The organism is Dyadobacter sp. NIV53, from assembly GCF_019711195.1.
Lineage (GTDB): Bacteria > Bacteroidota > Bacteroidia > Cytophagales > Spirosomataceae > Dyadobacter.
Window position 1 is genome coordinate 2,128,669 of the sequence record NZ_CP081299.1, and the last position, 19,883, is coordinate 2,148,551.

Annotated in this window: 21 protein-coding genes; 19 read left to right on the forward strand and 2 right to left on the reverse strand. The window is 42.3% G+C overall.

What is annotated here, in order from left to right:
- Nucleotides 1–11 precede the first annotated feature (11 nt).
- The 14 genes from KZC02_RS08595 (at nt 12) to ppsA (ending at nt 13,748) form a co-directional block, all read left to right on the forward strand.
- Nucleotides 12–497 (forward strand): hypothetical protein, encoded by a 486-nt coding sequence (locus KZC02_RS08595; RefSeq protein ID WP_221393723.1) that lies wholly within the window; start codon nt 12–14, stop codon nt 495–497.
- The gene (locus KZC02_RS08600) at nt 410–1,441 is read left to right on the forward strand and encodes a RagB/SusD family nutrient uptake outer membrane protein (protein ID WP_221393724.1); all 1,032 of its coding nucleotides are present in this window, start codon (nt 410–412) and stop codon (nt 1,439–1,441) included. Before KZC02_RS08595 ends, KZC02_RS08600 begins: the two co-directional genes overlap by 88 nt.
- 61 nt (nt 1,442–1,502) lie before the next feature.
- A complete protein-coding gene (locus KZC02_RS08605; RefSeq protein WP_221393725.1) occupies nt 1,503–3,065 on the forward strand; it encodes a sulfatase in 1,563 nt (520 codons plus the stop codon).
- 26 nt (nt 3,066–3,091) lie between these two features.
- Nucleotides 3,092–4,498 carry a sulfatase gene (locus KZC02_RS08610; protein WP_221393726.1) on the forward strand — a complete coding sequence of 469 codons (1,407 nt, stop codon included), beginning with the start codon at nt 3,092–3,094 and terminating at the stop codon, nt 4,496–4,498.
- A 77-nt stretch (nt 4,499–4,575) separates the two neighbouring features.
- Complete coding sequence (locus tag KZC02_RS08615; RefSeq protein WP_221393727.1) at nt 4,576–4,950, forward strand: Crp/Fnr family transcriptional regulator; 375 nt, start codon at nt 4,576–4,578, stop codon at nt 4,948–4,950.
- A gap of 14 nt (nt 4,951–4,964) precedes the next feature.
- Nucleotides 4,965–5,135: a hypothetical protein gene (locus tag KZC02_RS08620; protein WP_221393728.1), complete on the forward strand. Its 171-nt coding sequence runs from the start codon at nt 4,965–4,967 to the stop codon at nt 5,133–5,135.
- 128 nt (nt 5,136–5,263) lie between these two features.
- Nucleotides 5,264–5,590, forward strand: a complete 327-nt coding sequence (locus KZC02_RS08625) for a multidrug efflux SMR transporter (RefSeq protein ID WP_221393729.1) — start codon at nt 5,264–5,266, stop codon at nt 5,588–5,590.
- A gap of 115 nt (nt 5,591–5,705) precedes the next feature.
- The gene (locus KZC02_RS08630) at nt 5,706–6,728 is read left to right on the forward strand and encodes an SDR family NAD(P)-dependent oxidoreductase (protein ID WP_221393730.1); all 1,023 of its coding nucleotides are present in this window, start codon (nt 5,706–5,708) and stop codon (nt 6,726–6,728) included.
- Between the two features lie 187 nt (nt 6,729–6,915).
- The gene (locus tag KZC02_RS08635; RefSeq protein ID WP_221393731.1) at nt 6,916–8,004 is read left to right on the forward strand and encodes an aldo/keto reductase; all 1,089 of its coding nucleotides are present in this window, start codon (nt 6,916–6,918) and stop codon (nt 8,002–8,004) included.
- A 223-nt stretch (nt 8,005–8,227) separates the two neighbouring features.
- Complete coding sequence (locus KZC02_RS08640) at nt 8,228–9,046, forward strand: helix-turn-helix domain-containing protein (RefSeq protein ID WP_221393732.1); 819 nt, start codon at nt 8,228–8,230, stop codon at nt 9,044–9,046.
- 188 nt (nt 9,047–9,234) lie between these two features.
- The gene (locus tag KZC02_RS08645) at nt 9,235–9,792 is read left to right on the forward strand and encodes a hypothetical protein (RefSeq protein ID WP_221393733.1); all 558 of its coding nucleotides are present in this window, start codon (nt 9,235–9,237) and stop codon (nt 9,790–9,792) included.
- Between the two features lie 2 nt (nt 9,793–9,794).
- A complete protein-coding gene (locus tag KZC02_RS08650; protein WP_221393734.1) occupies nt 9,795–10,106 on the forward strand; it encodes a helix-turn-helix transcriptional regulator in 312 nt (103 codons plus the stop codon).
- A 341-nt stretch (nt 10,107–10,447) separates the two neighbouring features.
- Entirely contained in the window at nt 10,448–10,903 is a 456-nt protein-coding gene (locus tag KZC02_RS08655) for a MarR family winged helix-turn-helix transcriptional regulator (protein WP_221393735.1), read from the forward strand.
- A gap of 142 nt (nt 10,904–11,045) precedes the next feature.
- Nucleotides 11,046–13,748: a phosphoenolpyruvate synthase gene (ppsA, locus tag KZC02_RS08660; RefSeq protein ID WP_221393736.1), complete on the forward strand. Its 2,703-nt coding sequence runs from the start codon at nt 11,046–11,048 to the stop codon at nt 13,746–13,748.
- A 156-nt stretch (nt 13,749–13,904) separates the two neighbouring features.
- On the opposite strand, the gene KZC02_RS08665 is transcribed toward ppsA, so the two are convergent.
- Nucleotides 13,905–14,831 (reverse strand): CAP domain-containing protein, encoded by a 927-nt coding sequence (locus KZC02_RS08665; protein ID WP_221393737.1) that lies wholly within the window; start codon nt 14,829–14,831, stop codon nt 13,905–13,907.
- A gap of 273 nt (nt 14,832–15,104) precedes the next feature.
- On the opposite strand from KZC02_RS08665, the gene KZC02_RS08670 reads away from it, so the two are divergent.
- The 5 genes from KZC02_RS08670 to KZC02_RS08690 all read left to right on the forward strand — a co-directional run bounded on the left by KZC02_RS08670 (nt 15,105) and on the right by KZC02_RS08690 (nt 17,952).
- Nucleotides 15,105–15,638: an SRPBCC domain-containing protein gene (locus tag KZC02_RS08670; RefSeq protein ID WP_221393738.1), complete on the forward strand. Its 534-nt coding sequence runs from the start codon at nt 15,105–15,107 to the stop codon at nt 15,636–15,638.
- Between the two features lie 45 nt (nt 15,639–15,683).
- Entirely contained in the window at nt 15,684–16,052 is a 369-nt protein-coding gene (locus KZC02_RS08675) for a DUF2200 domain-containing protein (RefSeq protein WP_221393739.1), read from the forward strand.
- 519 nt (nt 16,053–16,571) lie between these two features.
- Nucleotides 16,572–17,330 carry a carboxypeptidase-like regulatory domain-containing protein gene (locus tag KZC02_RS08680; protein ID WP_221393740.1) on the forward strand — a complete coding sequence of 253 codons (759 nt, stop codon included), beginning with the start codon at nt 16,572–16,574 and terminating at the stop codon, nt 17,328–17,330.
- 104 nt (nt 17,331–17,434) lie between these two features.
- On the forward strand, nt 17,435–17,605 hold the full coding sequence (locus tag KZC02_RS08685; protein WP_221393741.1) for a hypothetical protein: 171 nt from the start codon (nt 17,435–17,437) through the stop codon (nt 17,603–17,605).
- A gap of 35 nt (nt 17,606–17,640) precedes the next feature.
- Nucleotides 17,641–17,952: a hypothetical protein gene (locus KZC02_RS08690; protein WP_221393742.1), complete on the forward strand. Its 312-nt coding sequence runs from the start codon at nt 17,641–17,643 to the stop codon at nt 17,950–17,952.
- Nucleotides 17,953–18,828: 876 nt separating this feature from the next.
- Here the strand turns inward: KZC02_RS08690 and KZC02_RS08695 are convergent.
- Nucleotides 18,829–19,410: a DUF4142 domain-containing protein gene (locus KZC02_RS08695; protein ID WP_221393743.1), complete on the reverse strand. Its 582-nt coding sequence runs from the start codon at nt 19,408–19,410 to the stop codon at nt 18,829–18,831.
- Between the last annotated feature and the right edge of the window lie 473 nt (nt 19,411–19,883).

The following is a 19,883-nucleotide window of genomic DNA, read 5'->3' on the forward strand; positions in this document are numbered from 1 at the left end:
TGATCAAAACAATGAAAAAATTAATATATATATTTTTACTGCTGAACGTACTATCGTGCAGCAAGCCGCTGGAAGAACAGGTTTTTTCCTCCTTTGGCCCCAATAATTTCTTCAAAACGGCCGACGACGCCGAAGCACTTCTGAACGCAGCCTATTCGCTTGAACAGAAACAGGGAACCGATGGATTCAGGAATATTTTCGTGATGGCCGAAGTAACTACCGACATGATCATTATCCGTGAAGGCGGGCTTCGGGGACTGGCACAACCTTTGGAAGATTTTACCTGGAATGCGTCACACGAGTTTTTCGATGTTGGCTGGACGCGTTATTACAGCGGGATTTACCGGGCAAATGTCGCAATCGACAATGTTCCGACAATTGATTTCGATGAAGAAAGAAAAAACAGATCGTGGCCGAAGCAAGGTTTCTGCGTGCAAGCGGATACATTTATTTATACGACCTTTTCGGGCCTACCCCAATCATTACCAGCAGTATAAGCAACAGCGCAGACCGTCCGTCACGCGCTACGAAAGAGGAATTTATCAAATTTGTAACGGACGAACTGACTGCGGTGAGTGAAATTTTACCAGTTACGCCTAAGCAGTACGGACGTGCAACCAAAGGTGCGGCACTTGCATTTTTGACCAAGTTTTACTTGAATAACAAGGATTGGGCAAAAGCAAATGAAACTGCACAAAAGGTGATCGACCTGAATACATACAGCCTTTTTAATGCCACCAACAGAGCTGATCTATTCAAGATCGCGAACGAAAAAAACAGTGAGTTTATTTATGTGAGGCCTCATATTGCACAGCCCGGACTTGGTACCAATTACCTTCCGCATGCAGCGCCACCAAACTATAAATTCAAGGGTGCAGCGAAGGCAAATTACGCCACGCAGTTCAAAACGCTCTCCGCATTTTACGATTCATTTGATCCAAAGGACCAGCGTCGTGGGGTATTTTTGACTGAATATGATGACCTGAGCGGTAAACATATTGTACTCGGACAGGATGATAAGCGCAGTTTCAAGTTCGAAGAAGACCTTCCGGCAACGGCGGCTGATATGGGAAATGACTTCCCGGTAGTTCGTTATGCCGATATTCTTTTAAGTAAAGCTGAGGCATTAAATGAATTGAACGGCCCGACACAGGAATCGATTGAGCTGATCAATCAGGTTCGGTTAAAAGCGGGAGTTGATGCGATAAAGCTGGCAGAATTTGCTTCAAAAGATCTTTTGCGGGCGCATATTCTGAAAGAAAGAGGCTGGGAATTTTTCACCGAAGAATTACGCCGCCAGGACCTGATCCGTCACGGAAAATTCATAGAACTGGCAAAAGGCAGAGGCAAAGTAGCCTTTGATTATCAGATTCTGTTCCCGCTGCCCCAAAGCGAAATCGACCGCAATCCAAATTTGAAGCAGAATGACGGGTATAAGTAAGGAGAGTGTCAGGATATTGCACAGTAATACAATTTAAACTTAAACACTTGCGATTGTAAAAATGAATCAGTTCGTACCTCCGTTTAGAGGTTTAATGATGTTGGCGATTTTGCTGATATCCGTCCACTTTCTATCCGCCCAAAGCCAAAAACCTCAAAAACCAAACATCATCGTTTTTCTGGTTGATGATATGGGTTGGCAGGATACTTCTGTTCCGTTTTGGACCAGGGTTACGGATTTGAACAAGAAATATCATACACCCAACATGGAACGGCTGGCCCGGGAAGGGATGAAATTTACCAACGCTTACGCCATGCCGGTCTGCACTCCTACCCGTGTGAGTTTGATGACCGGCGTGAATGCGGCCCACCACCGTGTAACGCATTGGACGTCACCCAACCAGAACACCAATACGGATTATGCCGATACGACACTCAACTTTGTGGACTGGAACATCAATGGTTTTAGTCCGGTTGCAAATGTTCCTCATACGTTTTATGGAACAGCGTTGCCTGCAATACTCAGCGGGAACGGATATTACACCGTGCACAGCGGAAAGGCACATTTTGGTTCGGCAGGAACGCCCGGTTCCAATCCGGTCAATGTTGGTTTTCAGGTCAATATTGCTGGAAATGAGATTGGACATCCAGCGAGTTATCTGGGTAAAAACAATTATGATAAAGTAGTAAACGGAAAGTCAAACCGCAATGCAGTTCCGGGACTTGAAAAGTATCATGGAACCGATGTTTTCCTGAGTGATGCCATTACAACAGAGGCATTAAAGGCACTTGAAAAACCAGTTTCAGAGAAAAATCCCTTCTTTTTATATCTCGCACATTACGCCGTACACGTTCCGCTGGATGCTGATAAACGTTTTACAGACAAATACTTAAAAGCAGGATTAGACAGCACGGAAGCAAAATACGCTGCGCTGATCGAAGGAATGGATAAAAGTCTTGGTGATGTTTTGAAATTTCTGGATGATAAAAAACTGGCAGACAATACGGTCATTATTTTCATGTCCGACAATGGCGGTTTGAGTACAACACCTGCACGCGGCGGAAAAGCGTGGACGCACAATTTACCTTTAAAAGCAGGTAAAGGTTCGGTTTATGAAGGTGGCATACGTGAGCCAATGCTGGTGCGCTGGCCGGGTGTAGTGAAGCCGCAAACTGTTGCTGAGCAATACGTGATCGTTGAGGATTTCTTTCCGACCATCCTGGATATTGCCGGAATAAAAAACCCCGGACTTGTTCAGCAGATTGACGGCAAAAGTTTTTTGCCTGTACTGAAAAATCCTGCTCTTATCGACAATGAACGCGAACTGGTGTGGCATCACCCGAACCGCTGGATTCCTTCCGAAGGGCCAAATATCCATTTTTCAAGTGCTTTCAGAAAAGGAGACTGGAAACTGATCTACGATTACCGGAAAAGCAAACTGGAACTATACAACCTGAAAAACGACATTGGCGAACTGAACGACGTGGCTGCTGCAAACCCGGAAAGGGTGAAACAACTGGCGGGATTATTCACGGCCCAATTAAAAAAATGGGACGCCCAGCTTCCGGTTTTCAAGAAAACGGGTAAACAGGTGGCATGGCCGGATGAGATTGCATCCAAATAAAAAATTGTCTTTTATAAACGATTGAAATGAAAAAATATACTTTTTTAGTCCTCCTGATTGCGCAAGTGCTAAATGCGAAAACGGGCTTTTCCCAAGCCGGCAAACAACCCAATTTCATTATTATTCTGGCCGACGACCTGGGTTATGGTGATCTGAGTTCCTACGGGCATCCAACGATCCGAACTCCGAATCTGGATAAAATGGCTTTGGAAGGCACACGTTTTACACAGTTTTATGTGGCTGCCAATGTTTGTTCACCCAGCCGTGCGGCGCTGCTGACAGGACGATTACCAATCCGAAACGGTGTTTTTGGAACAAACAGTGCAAACAAAGTTTTCTTTACCAATTCAACAAGCGGACTGCCACACCGGGAAACTACACTGGCCAAAGCGCTAAAAGGAAAAGGTTACCAAACCGCTATTGTCGGCAAATGGCACCTTGGCTCGTTGCCTCAATTCCTGCCGCTGAACTACGGTTTCGACTCCTATTTTGGTATTCCCTACTCCAATGACATGGGTAAAGAAGGGTTTATGGCTCCCAGACCAGGCAGCCCGGTAACATCAAACAATCCCGTTTTGCCACTTTACCGTAATGAAAAAGTGCTCGAGACGGAACCCGACCAGAATCTTTTGACCAAACGTTTCACTGCCGAGGTTACTGACCTGATCACAAAAAATAAAAACAAACCATTTTTTATCTACTATGCAAGCCCATTTCCACATGTTCCGTTACACGCTTCGCCTGATTTTGCGGGCAAAAGCAAACGTGGGCCATATGGCGATGTGGTTGAAGAACTGGACTGGAGTGTTGGACAAGTGCTCAATAAACTGAAAGAACTGAAACTGGACAAAAACACGTTTGTCGTCTTTTTAAGCGATAACGGCCCATGGCTGATGAAATCCCTTATTGATGAAAACGGTGGTTCTTCGGGCCTGTTGTATGAAGCAAAAGCCTCCACGTATGAAGGTGGAATGCGCGTTCCGGCAATTGCCTGGATGCCGGGAACGGTTAAAAACCAAATTTCCTCAGCTGTCGCGACTTCCATGGATCTTTATCCGACAATCCTTGGGCTGGCCGGTGTAGAAATTCCGAAAGACAAGCCTTTGGACGGTAATAACATCAAAGATCTGCTGACAGGTAAGACCGATAAAGTGACTGATATTGTTTATTTCTACGATGCCAATCAACTTTATGCCATTCGGAAAGGAGCATATAAAGCTCATTTTCAAACGAATGCTTCTTATTCACAAAAACCCGCTGAGACTCATAATCCGCCATTATTATACAACTTAGAACACGATCCGTCAGAGAAATTTGAAATAGGAAAAAAGCATCCCGAGATCATTGCGGAACTAACCGCTGCATTTAAAAAGCATGTAGAAAGTGTGGTACCGGTTGAAGCGGAACTTGATAAGAGGGAGGCTAAAAAGTGACATTCAAAACAGATAACTGCTATTTTTACTCAACTAAATTTGACATACAACAAACCATAAATTTTATTCCTACTTGAATGAATTTTGAAAAGATCATTACGGATGTGAAGATGGTCCCAATTACTTCGTTGGCAAAACTCAGGGAAATTACCACAGAGAAAGAATATCGTAAAGGTGATTTCCTTTTCAGGGAAGGTAAGACCAACAATAACATTTACTTTATTGGCCAGGGAATAGCAAGGGCTTTTGTTTATCATGAGCATCGCGAAGTAACTTTTTGGTTTGCACAGGAAGGCGACCCGCTGCTCTCGATCCAAAGTTATGTAGACAATCTCCCGGGCTACGAAAACATTGAACTTCTGGAAGACTGCGTTTTATTTCAGCTAAAAAAAATGATCTGGAAAAACTATACAATGAAGATATACACTTGGCGAACTGGGGCCGCAGGTTAGCGGACAAATCTTTTGTGGATACTGAAAAAAGGCTGATTTCACGCCAGTTCAAAAGTTCTGTCGAACGCTATCACGAACTGTTAAAAAACCAGCCTGTTTTGTTTAAACGGGTTCAATTAAAACTGATTGCTTCGTATTTAGGAATGACACAGGTTACCCTGAGCAGAATCCGCTCAAAACGTTGATTGGGTCATCCTGACGCGGTCTGCGTGACCCGGTCTGCGCGACCCGGTACCCTTACTTCATTATTTAACATTGGTAAAGTGTATTGACAATTCGCAGCTCTAATTTTGCTCCCTAATCAAAATGAATTATGAGCTGGATATTTGTGTTGATCGCGGGAGCATTTGAAATAGGTTGTACTTTTTGCATGGCAAAGGCCAGGCAGAGCTCGGGTACTGAAATGAATTATTGGTACGTACTTTTTGCCGTTTGTCTGATGACCAGTATGTTTATGCTCGACAGAGCACTTAAAACAATCCCAATTGGCACAGCTTATGCCGTTTGGACTGGAATCGGCGCGGTTGGTACTGTAATAGTTGGTATTCTCTTCTTCAAAGAACCTTCAAGCTTCCTGAGAATTCTTTTTATTGTGACGCTGATCAGTTCAGTCATAGGGCTAAAATTTGTGTCTCATTAAGTTTCTATTCCAGTTAAGGAAAAAATTGGCCGTTTAAACAAAGTAAATTCAGCCGTTTAAACAAAGTCGTCCGCCGAAAGACCAGCTACTTTTGTCCTAACGAAATAATAAAACAATGGGACAAAACAATTATCAAGGTGCGTTACAAAAGCCAATAGGTTCGGGCTTCGGAGCATCCTCTACTTCAAAAGAAGTCATCAACGGGATAAATCTGACAGGAAAAGTTGCCATCGTAACGGGTGGTTATGCCGGGATCGGCCTGGAAACTGTAAAAGTATTTGTGGCTGCCGGTGCAACAATTATTGTACCTGCCAGGGATTTGGAAAAAGCTAAAAAGAATCTGGAAGGAATTGCGAATGTAGAAATTGAATCGATGGATTTGATGGATCCGGCTTCCATTGATGCATTTGCAGAAAAATTCCTGTCTTCCGGCCGGCCGCTGCATTTACTGATCAACAATGCGGGCATTATGTGGGTGCCATTAAACAGGGACGCGAGAGGTTATGAATCACATTTTTCCACCAACCATCTTGGGCATTTTCAGCTTACAGCCAGACTTTGGGAAGCTCTGAAAAAAGCCAACGGTGCAAGGGTCGTGAATGTTTCGTCATGGGGGCACCATTTCTCGCAGGTTCATTTTGACGACCCGAATTTTGAAAACCGTGAATACGAGACAAGGATGGGTTACGGACAATCCAAAACGGCCAATATACTTTTCACTTTGGAACTGGACAAAAGAGGACAGGAATTCAGCATACGCTCCTATTCGCTTCATCCGGGAGCCATAGTTGAAACGGACTTAGGCAGATTACTTTCGACCGAAGATTTACAAAAACTGGGCGTTTATGACGAAAATGGGAAGGTAATTTACGACCCGTCAACCGGCAGAAAATCCATCCCGCAAGGAGCTTCAACCACAGTCTGGTGCGCAACAAGCCCGCAACTGAATGAAATTGGTGGTGTTTACTGTGAAAATACAGAAGTAGCAGACCTAGACCTCACCAACACCGACCCACGCAAACGAGTACACGGAGTAACGAAAATCTTCGGCGTTATGCCTTATTCCCTGGAAGCAGAAAGCGCAGGAAAACTGTGGGCTTTGAGTGAAAAGCTGACGGGAATCGAGTTTTTGGGTTAAGGAATAATGGGTTAAGGGTTAAAAGGTTAAAGGTTAACGGACTGCTGACAGAACCAATAACCTTATCCGATTACTCGTTTCACCGCCCAACTGCCTGACAGTGCCCACGCATTTCAATCTTTAACGGTACCGGCCGCCTGGCCTTAACCTTTTAACCTTTTAACCATTTTCACATTCCACAAAAACAATGTCTTTAACATCATATAAAACACTGGGAAAATCAGGCTTGCGTGTTAGTCCGCTTTGCCTTGGCACAATGACTTTCGGCGAAGACTGGGGCTGGGGCGCCAGTGCCCAAGAATCAGAAAAAATGATTCATGCATATACTGAAAGAGGCGGAAATTTTATTGACACCGCCAACATCTATACCAACAATCATTCGGAGAAAATTATCGGTGATGTATTGGGCAAAAGCTCGTCGCTGAGAACCCGGATGGTTGTCGCTACCAAATTTGCCAACAACGTTTTTCCAGGCAACCCAAATACGGGCGGAACAGGAAATAAATCGCTGATAACCAATCTGGAACATTCGTTAAGACGGTTGCAGACGGACTATATTGATGTATACTGGATACATTCATGGGATTTTCTGACACCTATGGAAGAGACTATGCGTTCGCTGGACAACGCCGTAAAAAGCGGTAAGATCCTATACATTGGAATAAGCGACGCACCGGCCTGGAAAATAGCACAGGCCAATACCGCTGCCATGCTGAATGACTGGACACCCTTCATTGGTTTGCAAATTGAATACTCCCTGCTGCAAAGAACTGTGGAAGATGAACTGGTACCTATGGCGCTTGAACTGGGCCTGGGAATTACACCTTGGTCTCCACTAAAAGGCGGCCTGCTATCGGGCAAGTACAACCGGGCAAATAACGGGAAAGTGGGTGGTGGTTTGCAAGCAAGAAACGGCGATATGATTCTGACGGAAAAACAACTCGCCATCATTGATGAACTGGAACGTGTAGTTGAAGTACACGAAACCACACCGGCCGCAATTGCGTTATCATGGGTAAACAACAAATCCGGTGTGACTTCCACTATTATTGGCGTGAGAACCTTGAAACAATTGGAAGATAATATTGCTGCCACAGATATACATTTATCTGCTGATGAAATTGCATCTTTGGATAAATTGTCATCACCACCACTGACATTTCTTTCAGAATACAAAGACCTGATCCCGGTGATGCAGCACGGTGGTATAGAGATCAATGGATTCAAACCCGCGGCGGCACCGATAATGGCTGATATTCAGCCGGGTAAGTATTGAAATACACCGCTTTGGTCGTTAAAAATATAGATTTGGAGCCACGAATAACTCAAATTTTCACGAATGCATAAATGTCGCTGCCATCGCAATTTTTCCCCGTAACGGCCGACAGCTAAACATTCGTGTTAATTCGTGCATTCATGGCAAAAATATTTTAAGGCTATCACCTTGTTTGAATACATACTTTGGCAACATCTGAGGCCAATAACTTTAAATTTGCAGCATGATAACGCATACGACACAATCGGTTTCAAAGGCAAATATTTTCCTTACCTGTACCGAAGAAAAATATTACAGCAACGACCTGATTGTGCAAAGCAACACATTGATCAGAATGGTATCCGGCGAGATGAAAATCATCCTGCCGGATATTACGTATGTGATGGGAGCCGGTGACACCATTTTTTTCCCACGGCTTGAACTCGCCAGAGTTATAAAAGCACCAAAGGATGGACGTCCTTACAAATCGGTGGCAGTTTATTTTACGCCGGAAGCCATGCAGCAGTATTTTTTAAAGCATCATCTTAAGCACGTTTTTGCCGGCATAAAGATGGAAATAAAACCAGTAGAGACGCATCCGTTACTAGAAAGCCTGTTCAGTTCTTTGCTCCCCTATTTCGATCTAACAATTGAAGTGCCGGAACATATTGCAGACGGCAAAGTAGATGAAGCCATTTCAATTCTCCAGGTCATTGATCAGGATTTATTCAACGCTATCAGCAACTTTGAAGAGCCCGGAAAAATCAATCTGGTGGAGTTTATGGAAAAGAACTTCATGTTCAATATGCCGCTTGACAAATTTGGCTATCTCACCGGACGAAGCCTCACTACCTTCAAAAGGGATTTCAGAAAAGCCTTTTACACCACACCACAAAAATGGCTAACCCAAAAACGCCTTGAACTGGCTCATTATCAGTTAACCGAAAAGAAGCGTAAACCGGTTGATGTGTATCTGGAAGCCGGGTTTGAGAATTTGTCCCATTTTTCATTTGCGTTTAAAAAACATTACGGGTACACGCCGAGCGGGGTAAGGAATGGTTAGATTAACCGTCTCCATTTTATCACATGACATTTTTGAGTAAGAGTGGATATATTCGTTTTTGCAAAGCATTAAATTCTCAAATCAGGTTATAACCTGATTTGAGAATTTATTATTAGCTTTGGTTGATAATATCAGTTGACCAGATACACACATTATTCATGCCGTAGAAAATACGGTTATAAATTTTAATGAGAATAATCGAACTCGTAAGAATCATTCCGGAAACTCTTTGGGCGGCTAGATTTGAGGACCATGAAGAAAATGAATATGACCGTACTTTTAATTATTGGAACGATCCGGAGTATTTGGAGGCATTTTTTACCGAAAATGCACTGGATTTGGTAAAAGAGTTTTATGGATACTGCACAGTAAGCCAAGCCGTTTCTATTACAATGTCCGAGGCCGACGCCTTTGAAAAGAAGTTGATTAGTATAGCGCAAAAGCAAAATTTAAATAAAAAACTTGGAGACATTTTTAAACCCCTTGATAAAACCGCTACAATCAAAATTGAAAAAGAAAAAAGCAAGGCTTATGGAACTGGCGCAAAATCCTGGCTTAGAATTTATGCCGTCAGATTAAATTACGACTTTTTTATAATTTCAGGTGGCGCCATAAAGCTGACAAAGAGCATGAACGAACGTAACCATTTGAAAAAGGAGCTCAAAAAGCTGGATACGCTCGTCAGATTTTTAAAAGAATTGAATATTGAAACCGTAGAAGATTGGGGCTATATAGACTTTGAATGATCATGCAAACAAGAGAAGATATACTACAAAAATTAGAAGCAGTGACTGCCTCAGAATCAAGTAAATGGAGAGATCGGGCGGCACGTAAAGCTGAAAATCCCAGAGCTCTCGAAAAATCCCGGATCATTGCAATTCATATATTGGGACAACTTCGTACGCTTGGCATGAGCCAAAAAGATTTGGCTGAGAAATTACATGTAACACCACAAACCGTAAATTCCTGGGTGAAAGGTAACAGCAATTTTACTATTGAGACAATCGTAAGGATTGAAGAAGTCCTTGGAATTGATTTGATTGAGGTAAATGTTGGATAACACAAGTTGCAAGCAAGTAATAAAATTACATTGATGGACTTGATGTCTTAGGTACGGCTTCAAAGTCTTTAGTCTTGTACGGCATGATCTTCAAACACCTGCTGATCCGATATGTCGGCATGAATACCGATCTCAGGATAGGAATCTTACCCTCAACATTTTAAAATCACTACTTCTGCAGATACCCGCCGAAATTTCACTTCTATGAATTGATACACCAACTTCATTATACAGTGTTTTTTATAAAACAGCGTTTCAATAAATTCTCCAAAAATTATTTGGACAGATCACAAATTCAATTTTATCTTTGCAACTAAGATACTTATTAATCAAGATATAATATGAATGATGACCGGATCAGGAAAGTTAGAAAACTAAGCCAGCTCTACGCGTTCTCATCTATTCAAATGCACGAAGCCGTAGCGAGAAAGGTAGGACTTTCGGGCACTGATCATAAATACCTGGGATTTCTCATCGAAAAAGGGCAGATGACTGCCGGTGAGCTTTCAGTTTTGACTGGTTTGACTACTGGTGCTGTGACTGGTTTGATAGACAGATTTGAAAAGAAAAGCTTGGTAAAAAGACAATTTGCCGCGGATGACAGACGGAAGGTATTCATTATACCAAACACAGAAAATATCATGGCGCTTTTGGCTCCGCTTTACAAAGAATTCCGAAGCAAATCAGAAGAATTGATCGCTTCGTTTTCGGACGAGGAGAGTATGGTTATTGAAATTTATTTTGCGAAAGCGATTCAAATAATGAATGAGGAGACGGATAAACTCAACACTAAATAATTATATCGTGACCAATCAAGGTTTTGTTGGTTGATAATTCGTGGCAAGGCTGATCCATAAAGTTCGTAAAAGACTGGTGAATCAGCCGTGCCACGGATACACTCACATTAGCAAGAGAATGGAGGATTAAAATGAAATAATCATGAGCATCTATACACTCAGTTTCCAGCAAATCGACAAAACAAAGCTTGCAATGGTCGGAGGCAAAGGTGCCAATTTAGGCGAATTGTCCCGAATTGAAGGTTTGCAAGTACCGAACGGCTTTTGCATTACTACCGAAGCATTTAAAAAAATGATCGGGAACAGCGAAACAATTAATCTCCTGCTCGATCAATTAGCCACTCTAAAAGCCGATGACAGAAAAGCGATCAGCGAAATCAGTGCAAAAATTCGCAAGTCGGTCGAAGAAACCGCCATTCCAAAGGATATTGAAAATGAAATTATCCTACATCTTCAACAATTTGGAGAAACACATGCATATGCCATACGTTCCAGTGCAACGGCGGAAGATCTTCCAATTGCTTCATTTGCGGGACAGCAGGACACTTTTCTGAATATTATTGGTCGGGAAGCAATTCTGAAACACATCAGCAAATGCTGGGCGTCGCTATATACCGATAGAGCGGTAATATATCGTCTGCAAAATGGATTTGACCATTATGAGGTTTCCATATCCGTTGTCATTCAAAAAATGATTTTTCCCGAAGTAGCAGGAATTATGTTCACAGCCGACCCTGTCAATGGCAATAGAAAAGTCGTGTCCATTGATGCCAGTTTTGGATTAGGCGAGGCATTGGTTTCGGGATTGGTGAATGCTGACAATTACAAAGTGCGCGAAGGAAACATTATTGGCAAGAAAATTTCGACAAAAAAACTGTCGGTTTCTGCTTTGATAGAAGGCGGTACAAAGGAGGAAGAGATCGTGCAGGATCAGCAAAATATCCAATCGCTTATGGATGAAGAAATTCTGGAACTAGAACGCATTGGAAGAAAAATTGAGGCCCATTTCTGTCAGCCTCAGGATATCGAATGGTGTTTCGCCGACGATACTTTTTACATTGTGCAGAGCAGGCCAATCACCACATTATTTCCGGTTCCGGAACCAGATGATGAACAACCGCATGTATATGTTTCGGTTGGTCATCAACAAATGATGACTGATGCTTTCAATCCGTTGGGATTGTCTATTTGGATGTTAACGACTCGTGCGCATATGCGTACTGCCGGCGGAAGATTATTTGTTGATATTACACCCATGCTGGCTTCACCCGTTGGTAGAGAAACGCTTGTAAATGTAACCCTCGGAAAGTCAGATCCGCTAATCAAAGACGCGCTGACAACTATTATAGCGCGGGAAGATTTTATGAAATCGTTGCCGGGTTATGAAAAAGAAACGGCTCCTGATAAAAGCAATAATGATGTCTTGTCAAGAAATTATCAAACACTCAACGAATATTCATCCGGTGTCGCCGACCAAATTGTTTCCGGTTTGATCAGAAGTAATCAAATTTCGTTAGCAGCCTTAAAGGAAAATATCCAGACTAAATCAGGATCAGATCTGTTTGATTTTATTCTGCACGATATCGAAGAATTGAAAAAGATCATGGCTGAACCACAGAGTTTTGGCGTGATTATGACCGGCATGAATGCTTCTTCGTGGATCAATGAGAAAATGAGCGAATGGCTAGGCGAGAAAAATGCGGCAGATACACTTGCCCAATCTGCACCAAATAATATTACTTCGGAAATGGGACTGGCCTTATTGGATGTAGCTGATATTATCAGGGGCTTTCCGGAAGTAGTGGAATTTTTAGAGCGGTTAAAAGTCCGGGACCGGGCCGAATGGTTAAAGGTTAACGGAAATTGTACTGAAAACACGTCATCGTCCAGTCGCTCGGAACACACTTTTTTACATGAATTGCCCGGGTTTCGCGGCGGAAAAGAAAGTCAGGCGGCCATTGTCGCTTTTCTTGATAAATATGGAATGCGGTGTGCCGGGGAAATTGATATTACAAAAACGCGTTGGAGTGAAAATCCGCTAACACTCGTGCCTATAATTCTTGGCAACATTAAAAATTTTGAACCGGGTGAAAGCAAACGGAAATTTGAAAAGGGCAAACAGGAAGCTTTGAAAATGGAACAGGATTTACTTCACCGATTGAGACAATTACCTGATGGTGAGGAAAAAGCAATAGAAACAAAACAAAAAATCGACTTAATCCGGAGTTGTGCGGGGTATCGTGAATATCCAAAATACGGCATGATCAGTCGATATTTTTTATATAAGCAAGCATTACTGATAGAAGCCAAACGGCTCGTAGAAAAAGGCGTTATTTATGAAGAAGAAGATATTTACTATCTGAACTTTGAAGAACTTCGTGAAGCCGTACGCACCAACAACATTGACAATGAACTTATCGGCAACCGAAAAGAAGAGTTCAAAACTTTTGAAAAATTGACACCGCCACGAGTGATCACGTCTGAGGGTGAAATCATTACCGGAGCTTACAAACGCGAAAATCTACCTGCCAATGCAATTGTTGGTCTGGCTGTTTCTTCTGGTGTAATAGAGGGACGGGCACGGGTGATACTGAATATGGAAAATGCTAAATTGGAAGATGGAGATATACTAATCACCAAATTTACCGATCCAAGCTGGACACCCTTATTTGTATCCATCAAAGGCCTCGTCACCGAAGTAGGCGGACTCATGACCCACGGCGCAGTCATCGCCCGTGAATATGGCTTGCCTGCGGTTTTTGGCGTGGAAAATGCTACAACGTTGATTAAGGATGGACAGATAATTCGGGTAAATGGGACGGATGGGTTTGTGGAAATCCTTTAAGATGCGGTTACTCATCTGTTGTGCTTAGTATTTACCTGCAAATATTGGACGCAAAGTCTTATTACAAACCTTATACTATCCATTAAACGGTAAATTATCCGGCCCGCCCAGGCTAATGTGCAGTTTCAAATTACGTAGAATAAGAACCTGCTAAATTTAATACGCGGGCTCGCCTTTGAAGTTGCCTGCCGGATTATAATTACACACCAGAATGTATTTGCCGTTAGTATTTGTTGTTACCGCGCATCCTACCTCGGTGGTAGTTCTCCATACTATCTGTGTGTAATGACTACAAACCTTCCCTGGAATACATTTTCTGGTGTTGCGGTCAAAATTTACTTTTTCTCCCTCTCCCCAGCCGAGTCGCACCCTTTCTGCCGGCGAATCCCCATTAACAATACCTCCTGCAATATTCTCTGCTGGCCCGGAATGCTCCAGCACCCAGCTATTTCCCATATTCTTTTTGGCAACTACATTTGCCCATCCCTGGGCTTTTCCAGCCAGTTCGGACGACCAAACCAGCGGAGGAACTCCCACCTCTATACGCAGCGCATTATGTGCTGCAAGTACTTCCTGAATATTAAGTGAATTATTATTTCCCGTATCGGATACCGGCCGATCATTACCGACAGGCTTAGCACCCACATCTTCCCGGTTCCACCTTGCACTCAGCCTATCCTCTCCTATTTCAGAACAGGCCAGGCTTCCGGTTTCAATGTTTATTAGAAGTGTTGGTTTCCAGATATTATAAATAATGAAAGAATTGGTGCCATCAATATTACGGATTCCCCATCTTGCACTAAGCCAGCCATCCCTGATTTCAGAACACTGAAGAGTGCCCTCTTCTATATTTAAAAATGTCTTCTTCCACGAATTCCTGATTTTGAACTGTCCTTCCTGAACCTTGATCAATTCCCACCTTGCACTAAGCCAGCCAGGTTTTATTTCCGTTGATTGCACCGTCCCCGATTCGATATTCAGATAACTCCCTTTCTCTACATTCCGGATACGGACGATATCTTGTGCGATTGAAATGGAAGCTAAAAAACAAAAAACGACTAAACTCAAAATTGCTCTTTTCATTTTGGGGGTAATTAAATTATTTAGCGTTTTTGTAAGATAGAACCGGTGAACATACAAAGTTCAAAAAATAAATACAAACCTAACTTATTATCCGGTTTCAATAACTTTGCCTGTTTTCAGCGTTAACAAGATCGTCTAAATGCGACCGTATTAAAAACTCTAGACATAAATAATCATTGCATTGAAAATTCAATTGTACAAAATTTTTCCCTTCCTGTCCGGATATTCCTTACTTCTTTGTCTTTGTAATATAAATCAAAAACATGAAATAATATGAACTGGAAACTAATAGAAAAATCCATCACGATTGATGCACCCGCAGAGAAAGTTTGGGAGGTACTTTTTACCCAGGAATTAAATAAGATCTGGTTTGCTGAATTCAGCGAAGGCACGCAGGCATATACCGATTGGCAAGTGGGAAGCAAGGCTATTTTCAAGGACGATTCGGAAAGCGGGATTATTGGTAAAATTATCGTTAATAAACTGCATGAGGAGCTCGTAATCGAATATGATGGCATGCTCATGAACGGCAAGGAAGACTTTGAGAGTAAGGATGCAAAAAATATGAAAGGCGTAAAGGAGACATACAAATTAGTAAAGGATGGGCCACAAACGCGACTGGACGTTACGGTCGATATGGATCCCGAATATTTTGAAATGATGTCAGAATCCTGGGACAGGGCCATGGACGTTATCAAGCAACTGGCTGAAAAAAGTAGGATTTGGCCACCATTAAAAGAAATAATAGCCACGCCTCAAAAGCGTGGTTTTTTCATTCTGAGTGGAAAAACTGTTAAATTCGCTTAGCATTAATCGAGGAATAAGTCAGTTTTTAAACCAATTGTAAAAGCAATGAATACTACCGCCGCTCACGATGAACGTATCGCAAAAATGACCTTCGCTACTGTATATCCGCACTATGTTACAAAAGTAGAGAGGAAAGGCCGGACAATAGAAGAATTGCACCAGGTAATAACATGGCTTACAGGCTTCAACGAAAAGGAACTACAAGACCAGATCGACCAGAAAGTAACCTTTGAAACGTTCTTTCAAAATGCAAATTTAAACCCGAATGCACACCTCATTACCGGTTTGATTTGTGGCTACCGTATAGAGGAAATCGAAAATCCTTTGACGCAAAAAGCTAGATATCTGGATAAGATCATTGATGAGTTGGCGAACGGTAGGAAGATGGAGAAGATTTTGAGACGGGGGGTGTAGGGAGTGGCTTTGGTTAGTATTGAGGGCTAAAAATGGCCTTTATTTCTATTTCAGATTTTCTAAGATGTATGTCAGCCCGAGCCTGTCGATGGCCGGGAAATAAAATTCATATTACTGATAATTAACACTTTAATAAATGACAACTTGTCAAACTATGTACAAATAAATATTTTCGATCTTTTAATTAAGTGAGCCAAAAAGCAAATCTTTAACCTTGATACGGGCATTCAATTGTTCTACATTTTTTCTTGACCGCGGCGGATCGCAAAAAAATCACAGCGAAAAAAAGCTTCCACTGCCTTGCCTCACGCCCCCCCGCCCCGCACCAGGCATGCCCCATTTTCGCCGGGCCTGCGCAATCAGTAAAAGATACTGCTTTTAAAGACAGCCATATTTCATCAGAAATCCGCTGTGATTAATGAACAATATACACATCCTGGCTAAAGCTGCAACAATAGGAAAGATGCAGGCGTAAACATACGCAATTGAGCATCTTAACTAAAAAGATAAATCCTTGTCATGAAACATCCTCTATTTCTTCTTCTATTCAATTTAATAGCTTTCACAACACACGCACAATGGCTGACAACGGGATTTGTGACAGATAAAAACACAGGCGAGGCCATTGCATCCGCAGCAGTCAGGAATACTTCCAGGCAAATGATTACCACTACTACACGTCTGGGCGCATTTCAAATTTTTGCGTATAGTGGCGATAGCCTGATTGTATCGTGCGTAGGTTATGTTTCACAGAAGTTCGTTATTTCCAAAACGGATAACAAGCTTATCGTGGAGTTGTTGCCTGATGTAAAAATACTCAATGAAGTGGTCGTCAAAGCCTGGACAGAGAGTCGTTTCAAGCAGGAATTCCTCAAAGCGGAGGTTCCGGAAAAAGTTAAAATATCTATTGAAGCCCCACCCGGGATATGGGGAATTCCAATGGGTGATTTTGGAAGAATGGGACATGATTACGCCACACTGACTCCAAAAATGACAGTAAAAGGCCCGATCTCGATTGTATATGACAAATTCAGCAAAGAAGCCAAAAACAAAAAAAGACTTGCAAAAGCCCAGCAGGCCGAAATCAGACGAAAGCAATATCAGCAAAAAATGGACACCCTCTGGCTCTCCCGCGTAACCGACCTGAAAGGCGAAAGGCTGGGAAGTTTCCTGAAATTCTGCAACCTGTCGGAGACATTTGTTTTGTCGGTGGATGAGTATGAGCTGACGGTTGCGGTGAGGGGTTGTTTGAGAGAGTTTTTGGCGGTTAGGGAGTAGGGTTGGGAAGGCTCTTAATTCTCACTTTTTCACAAAATTGAATTCGAAATTTGTTTAGTTATTAAACAAATTGTACGTTTACTTGTTGGCAAACCGAAAACTAAATGAGCAAAACCAGGAAGGAAAAAGTAATTGAAGAGATCGAAAAAGCGATCGATGAACACGAAAGGGACCTGATTGATACACCTGACGATATGAGTCAAGAAACATACCAAAAACTAATTGAGCTTGTAAAACAACTAAGGGAAACTCTTGAAATTGTAAAAAAACAATAACACGGCGGGTAATCCTGCTATAATCTCAATAACTTATGGAAGTACTAGTTAAAAGAAAGACGGCTGCTGAAATTGAAGCAAGTATACTGGCTACTGAACAAAAACTGATGGCTCTTACCCGCAGCAAGCTGACGATCATGGAAAAAGAGTATGATCTGTCGGAGTGGATAACCATTTCGGATTACTCGAAAAAATATAATGTGACTGTGGCACGGGTTCAAAATTGGATAGCCCGCGGTATCATTCCAGACGGTTCAGTGATTGTCGTTCCTGAACTTAATCATTTAAAATTGATTAAAAATCAAGCCTACGAAGCCCGGCCATATGATGCCAGGTCTACAAAATAGTCTGGTACCTATGTTCTATTTGTTGAAAAAAATATCAACACCCTGTCAGCACCGCCGGCAGGGTGTTTTTATTCTATTAATAGGAATTCGTTCGTTCTGATACGGGAATTCCAATGGGTGATTTTGGAAGAATGGGACACGATTATGCCACACTAACTCCAAAAATGACAGTATAAGCCCCGATCTCCATAATATATGACAAATTCAGTAAAGAAGCCAAAAACAAAAAAAGACTTGCAAAAGCCCAGCAGGCCGAAATCAGACGAAAGCAATATCACAAAAAAATGGACACCCTTTGGCTCTCCCGCGTAACCGACCTGAAAGGCGAAAGGCTGGGAAGTTTCCTGAAATTCTGCAACCTGTCGGAAACGTTTGTTTTGTCGGTGGATGAGTATGAGCTGACGGTTGCGGTGAGGGGTTGTTTGAGAGAGTTTTTGGCGGTTAGGGAGTAGGTTTTGGGAGCCTGGCTGAGTAACTATTTTGTGTTCAATAAGCACTTTGAAAATAACACTAGGCCATTTTGAATTATGTATGTCAGCCAGAGGGGTAATTTACTTCGTAAAAAACAATAGGAGCGGTCCGCCGCCGCAGTGACGCTTAAAGTGTTTGTCAGATTAAGCGGATCGGACTGCCGACGCAGTCGAAATTCGATTTATGATGTAAGTTTCTATTAATCAACCATTTATAACAAGCTTCAATGACAGCTTGTCGAAGTCCGAGCGGAGGATTCAATTTAATAAATCCATCTTATAAATTCTAACCCATTAGATTAGATTGAATAAATTCAAACAGGTTTTCTAAATTATTTATATAAACGAAAGAGGATGTCTCATTTTGTTTGAGACATCCTCGTTTTTTGAAAGTAATTACCTACAATTATTTTATAGTCTTTTCAGTTGCTTCTATCTCTGAAAGTAATTCCTTAATTTTTGGAAGACCTTTTTCACCAGCCATTTTCAGGTCAGCATCTTCTGGTTTAGCTTTTTCCAATTTACCGATGTTAGTCTCATGACGATCTTCCAATGCATCCAGCCACGCTTTATCATAATCTGAACCCGTTTTCTTCGCAAGATCATCGCGTTTTTCCTTATCGTCAACAGATTCGCCAGTTGGAAGCGTCCAGTTTTTCTTCATGGCCAGCGCCTTCATTTCCTCTGTCAATTTTGTATGCGCCATGTCAAGTTTCTTCGCTAGTGCTTTTATGGCAGGAGAGGACGCCATTTCTTCCCCCTGTTTCATTACTGCGATACCACCATACATGCTTTCTACAAGGTCGTATACTAATTTAGGATCATCACCCTCAGCCTTGGCACTATCCTCAGCCATCTCCTGGGTATCCTCAGTTGCCTCAACAGCACTGGTACTGTCCTGTTCCCCGGCGGTATCCTTCTTGCTGGTACAATACGTAAGGCTGCAAATTACAAACAAAGCCAGTCCCAAATTTTTCACATTTTTCATTTTTTGGTTTTTCGTTGGTGGATATTAATTGCTAGCGGTGTACAATAACTATACCAATTGAATGGGTCTTACCAAAATCCACACATCCTACTCCTTGACGTTGTGGAGGGGTGGAAACGTCTTATTACCACGAAAAAGCTGAAATCCGGAAAGGCTGATTGAATTGGCATTGAGCAACGACTTTGTGGCACTGGACGAGATACGAGCGCAAACATGAGCCTTACCGAACATGGGGAATTCCAATGGGTGATTTTGAAAGAATGGACACGATTATGCCACACTGACCCCCAAAATGACAGTATAAGCCCCGATCTCCATAATATATGACAAATTCAGCAAAGAAGCCAAAAACAAAAAAAGACTTGCAAAAGCCCAACAGGCCGAAAGCAGACGAAAGCAATATCAGCAAAAAATGGACACCCTCTGGCTCTCCCGCGTAACCGACCTGAAAGGCGAAAGGCTGGGAAGTTTCC

Excerpts from the sequence above, each read along its gene's own strand:
- KZC02_RS08595 (WP_221393723.1), top strand. The coding sequence starts at position 12 with ATGAAAAAATTAATATATATATTTTTACTGCTGAACGTACTATCGTGC.
- KZC02_RS08605 (WP_221393725.1), top strand. The coding sequence starts at position 1,503 with ATGAATCAGTTCGTACCTCCGTTTAGAGGTTTAATGATGTTGGCGATT.
- KZC02_RS08610 (WP_221393726.1), top strand. The coding sequence starts at position 3,092 with ATGAAAAAATATACTTTTTTAGTCCTCCTGATTGCGCAAGTGCTAAAT.
- KZC02_RS08615 (WP_221393727.1), top strand. The coding sequence starts at position 4,576 with ATGAATTTTGAAAAGATCATTACGGATGTGAAGATGGTCCCAATTACT.
- KZC02_RS08625 (WP_221393729.1), top strand. The coding sequence starts at position 5,264 with ATGAGCTGGATATTTGTGTTGATCGCGGGAGCATTTGAAATAGGTTGT.
- KZC02_RS08630 (WP_221393730.1), top strand. The coding sequence starts at position 5,706 with ATGGGACAAAACAATTATCAAGGTGCGTTACAAAAGCCAATAGGTTCG.
- KZC02_RS08635 (WP_221393731.1), top strand. The coding sequence starts at position 6,916 with ATGTCTTTAACATCATATAAAACACTGGGAAAATCAGGCTTGCGTGTT.
- KZC02_RS08640 (WP_221393732.1), top strand. The coding sequence starts at position 8,228 with ATGATAACGCATACGACACAATCGGTTTCAAAGGCAAATATTTTCCTT.
- KZC02_RS08645 (WP_221393733.1), top strand. The coding sequence starts at position 9,235 with ATGAGAATAATCGAACTCGTAAGAATCATTCCGGAAACTCTTTGGGCG.
- KZC02_RS08650 (WP_221393734.1), top strand. The coding sequence starts at position 9,795 with ATGCAAACAAGAGAAGATATACTACAAAAATTAGAAGCAGTGACTGCC.
- KZC02_RS08655 (WP_221393735.1), top strand. The coding sequence starts at position 10,448 with ATGAATGATGACCGGATCAGGAAAGTTAGAAAACTAAGCCAGCTCTAC.
- ppsA (WP_221393736.1), top strand. The coding sequence starts at position 11,046 with ATGAGCATCTATACACTCAGTTTCCAGCAAATCGACAAAACAAAGCTT.
- KZC02_RS08665 (WP_221393737.1), bottom strand. The coding sequence starts at position 14,831 with ATGAAAAGAGCAATTTTGAGTTTAGTCGTTTTTTGTTTTTTAGCTTCC.
- KZC02_RS08670 (WP_221393738.1), top strand. The coding sequence starts at position 15,105 with ATGAACTGGAAACTAATAGAAAAATCCATCACGATTGATGCACCCGCA.
- KZC02_RS08675 (WP_221393739.1), top strand. The coding sequence starts at position 15,684 with ATGAATACTACCGCCGCTCACGATGAACGTATCGCAAAAATGACCTTC.
- KZC02_RS08680 (WP_221393740.1), top strand. The coding sequence starts at position 16,572 with ATGAAACATCCTCTATTTCTTCTTCTATTCAATTTAATAGCTTTCACA.
- KZC02_RS08685 (WP_221393741.1), top strand. The coding sequence starts at position 17,435 with ATGAGCAAAACCAGGAAGGAAAAAGTAATTGAAGAGATCGAAAAAGCG.
- KZC02_RS08690 (WP_221393742.1), top strand. The coding sequence starts at position 17,641 with ATGGAAGTACTAGTTAAAAGAAAGACGGCTGCTGAAATTGAAGCAAGT.
- KZC02_RS08695 (WP_221393743.1), bottom strand. The coding sequence starts at position 19,410 with ATGAAAAATGTGAAAAATTTGGGACTGGCTTTGTTTGTAATTTGCAGC.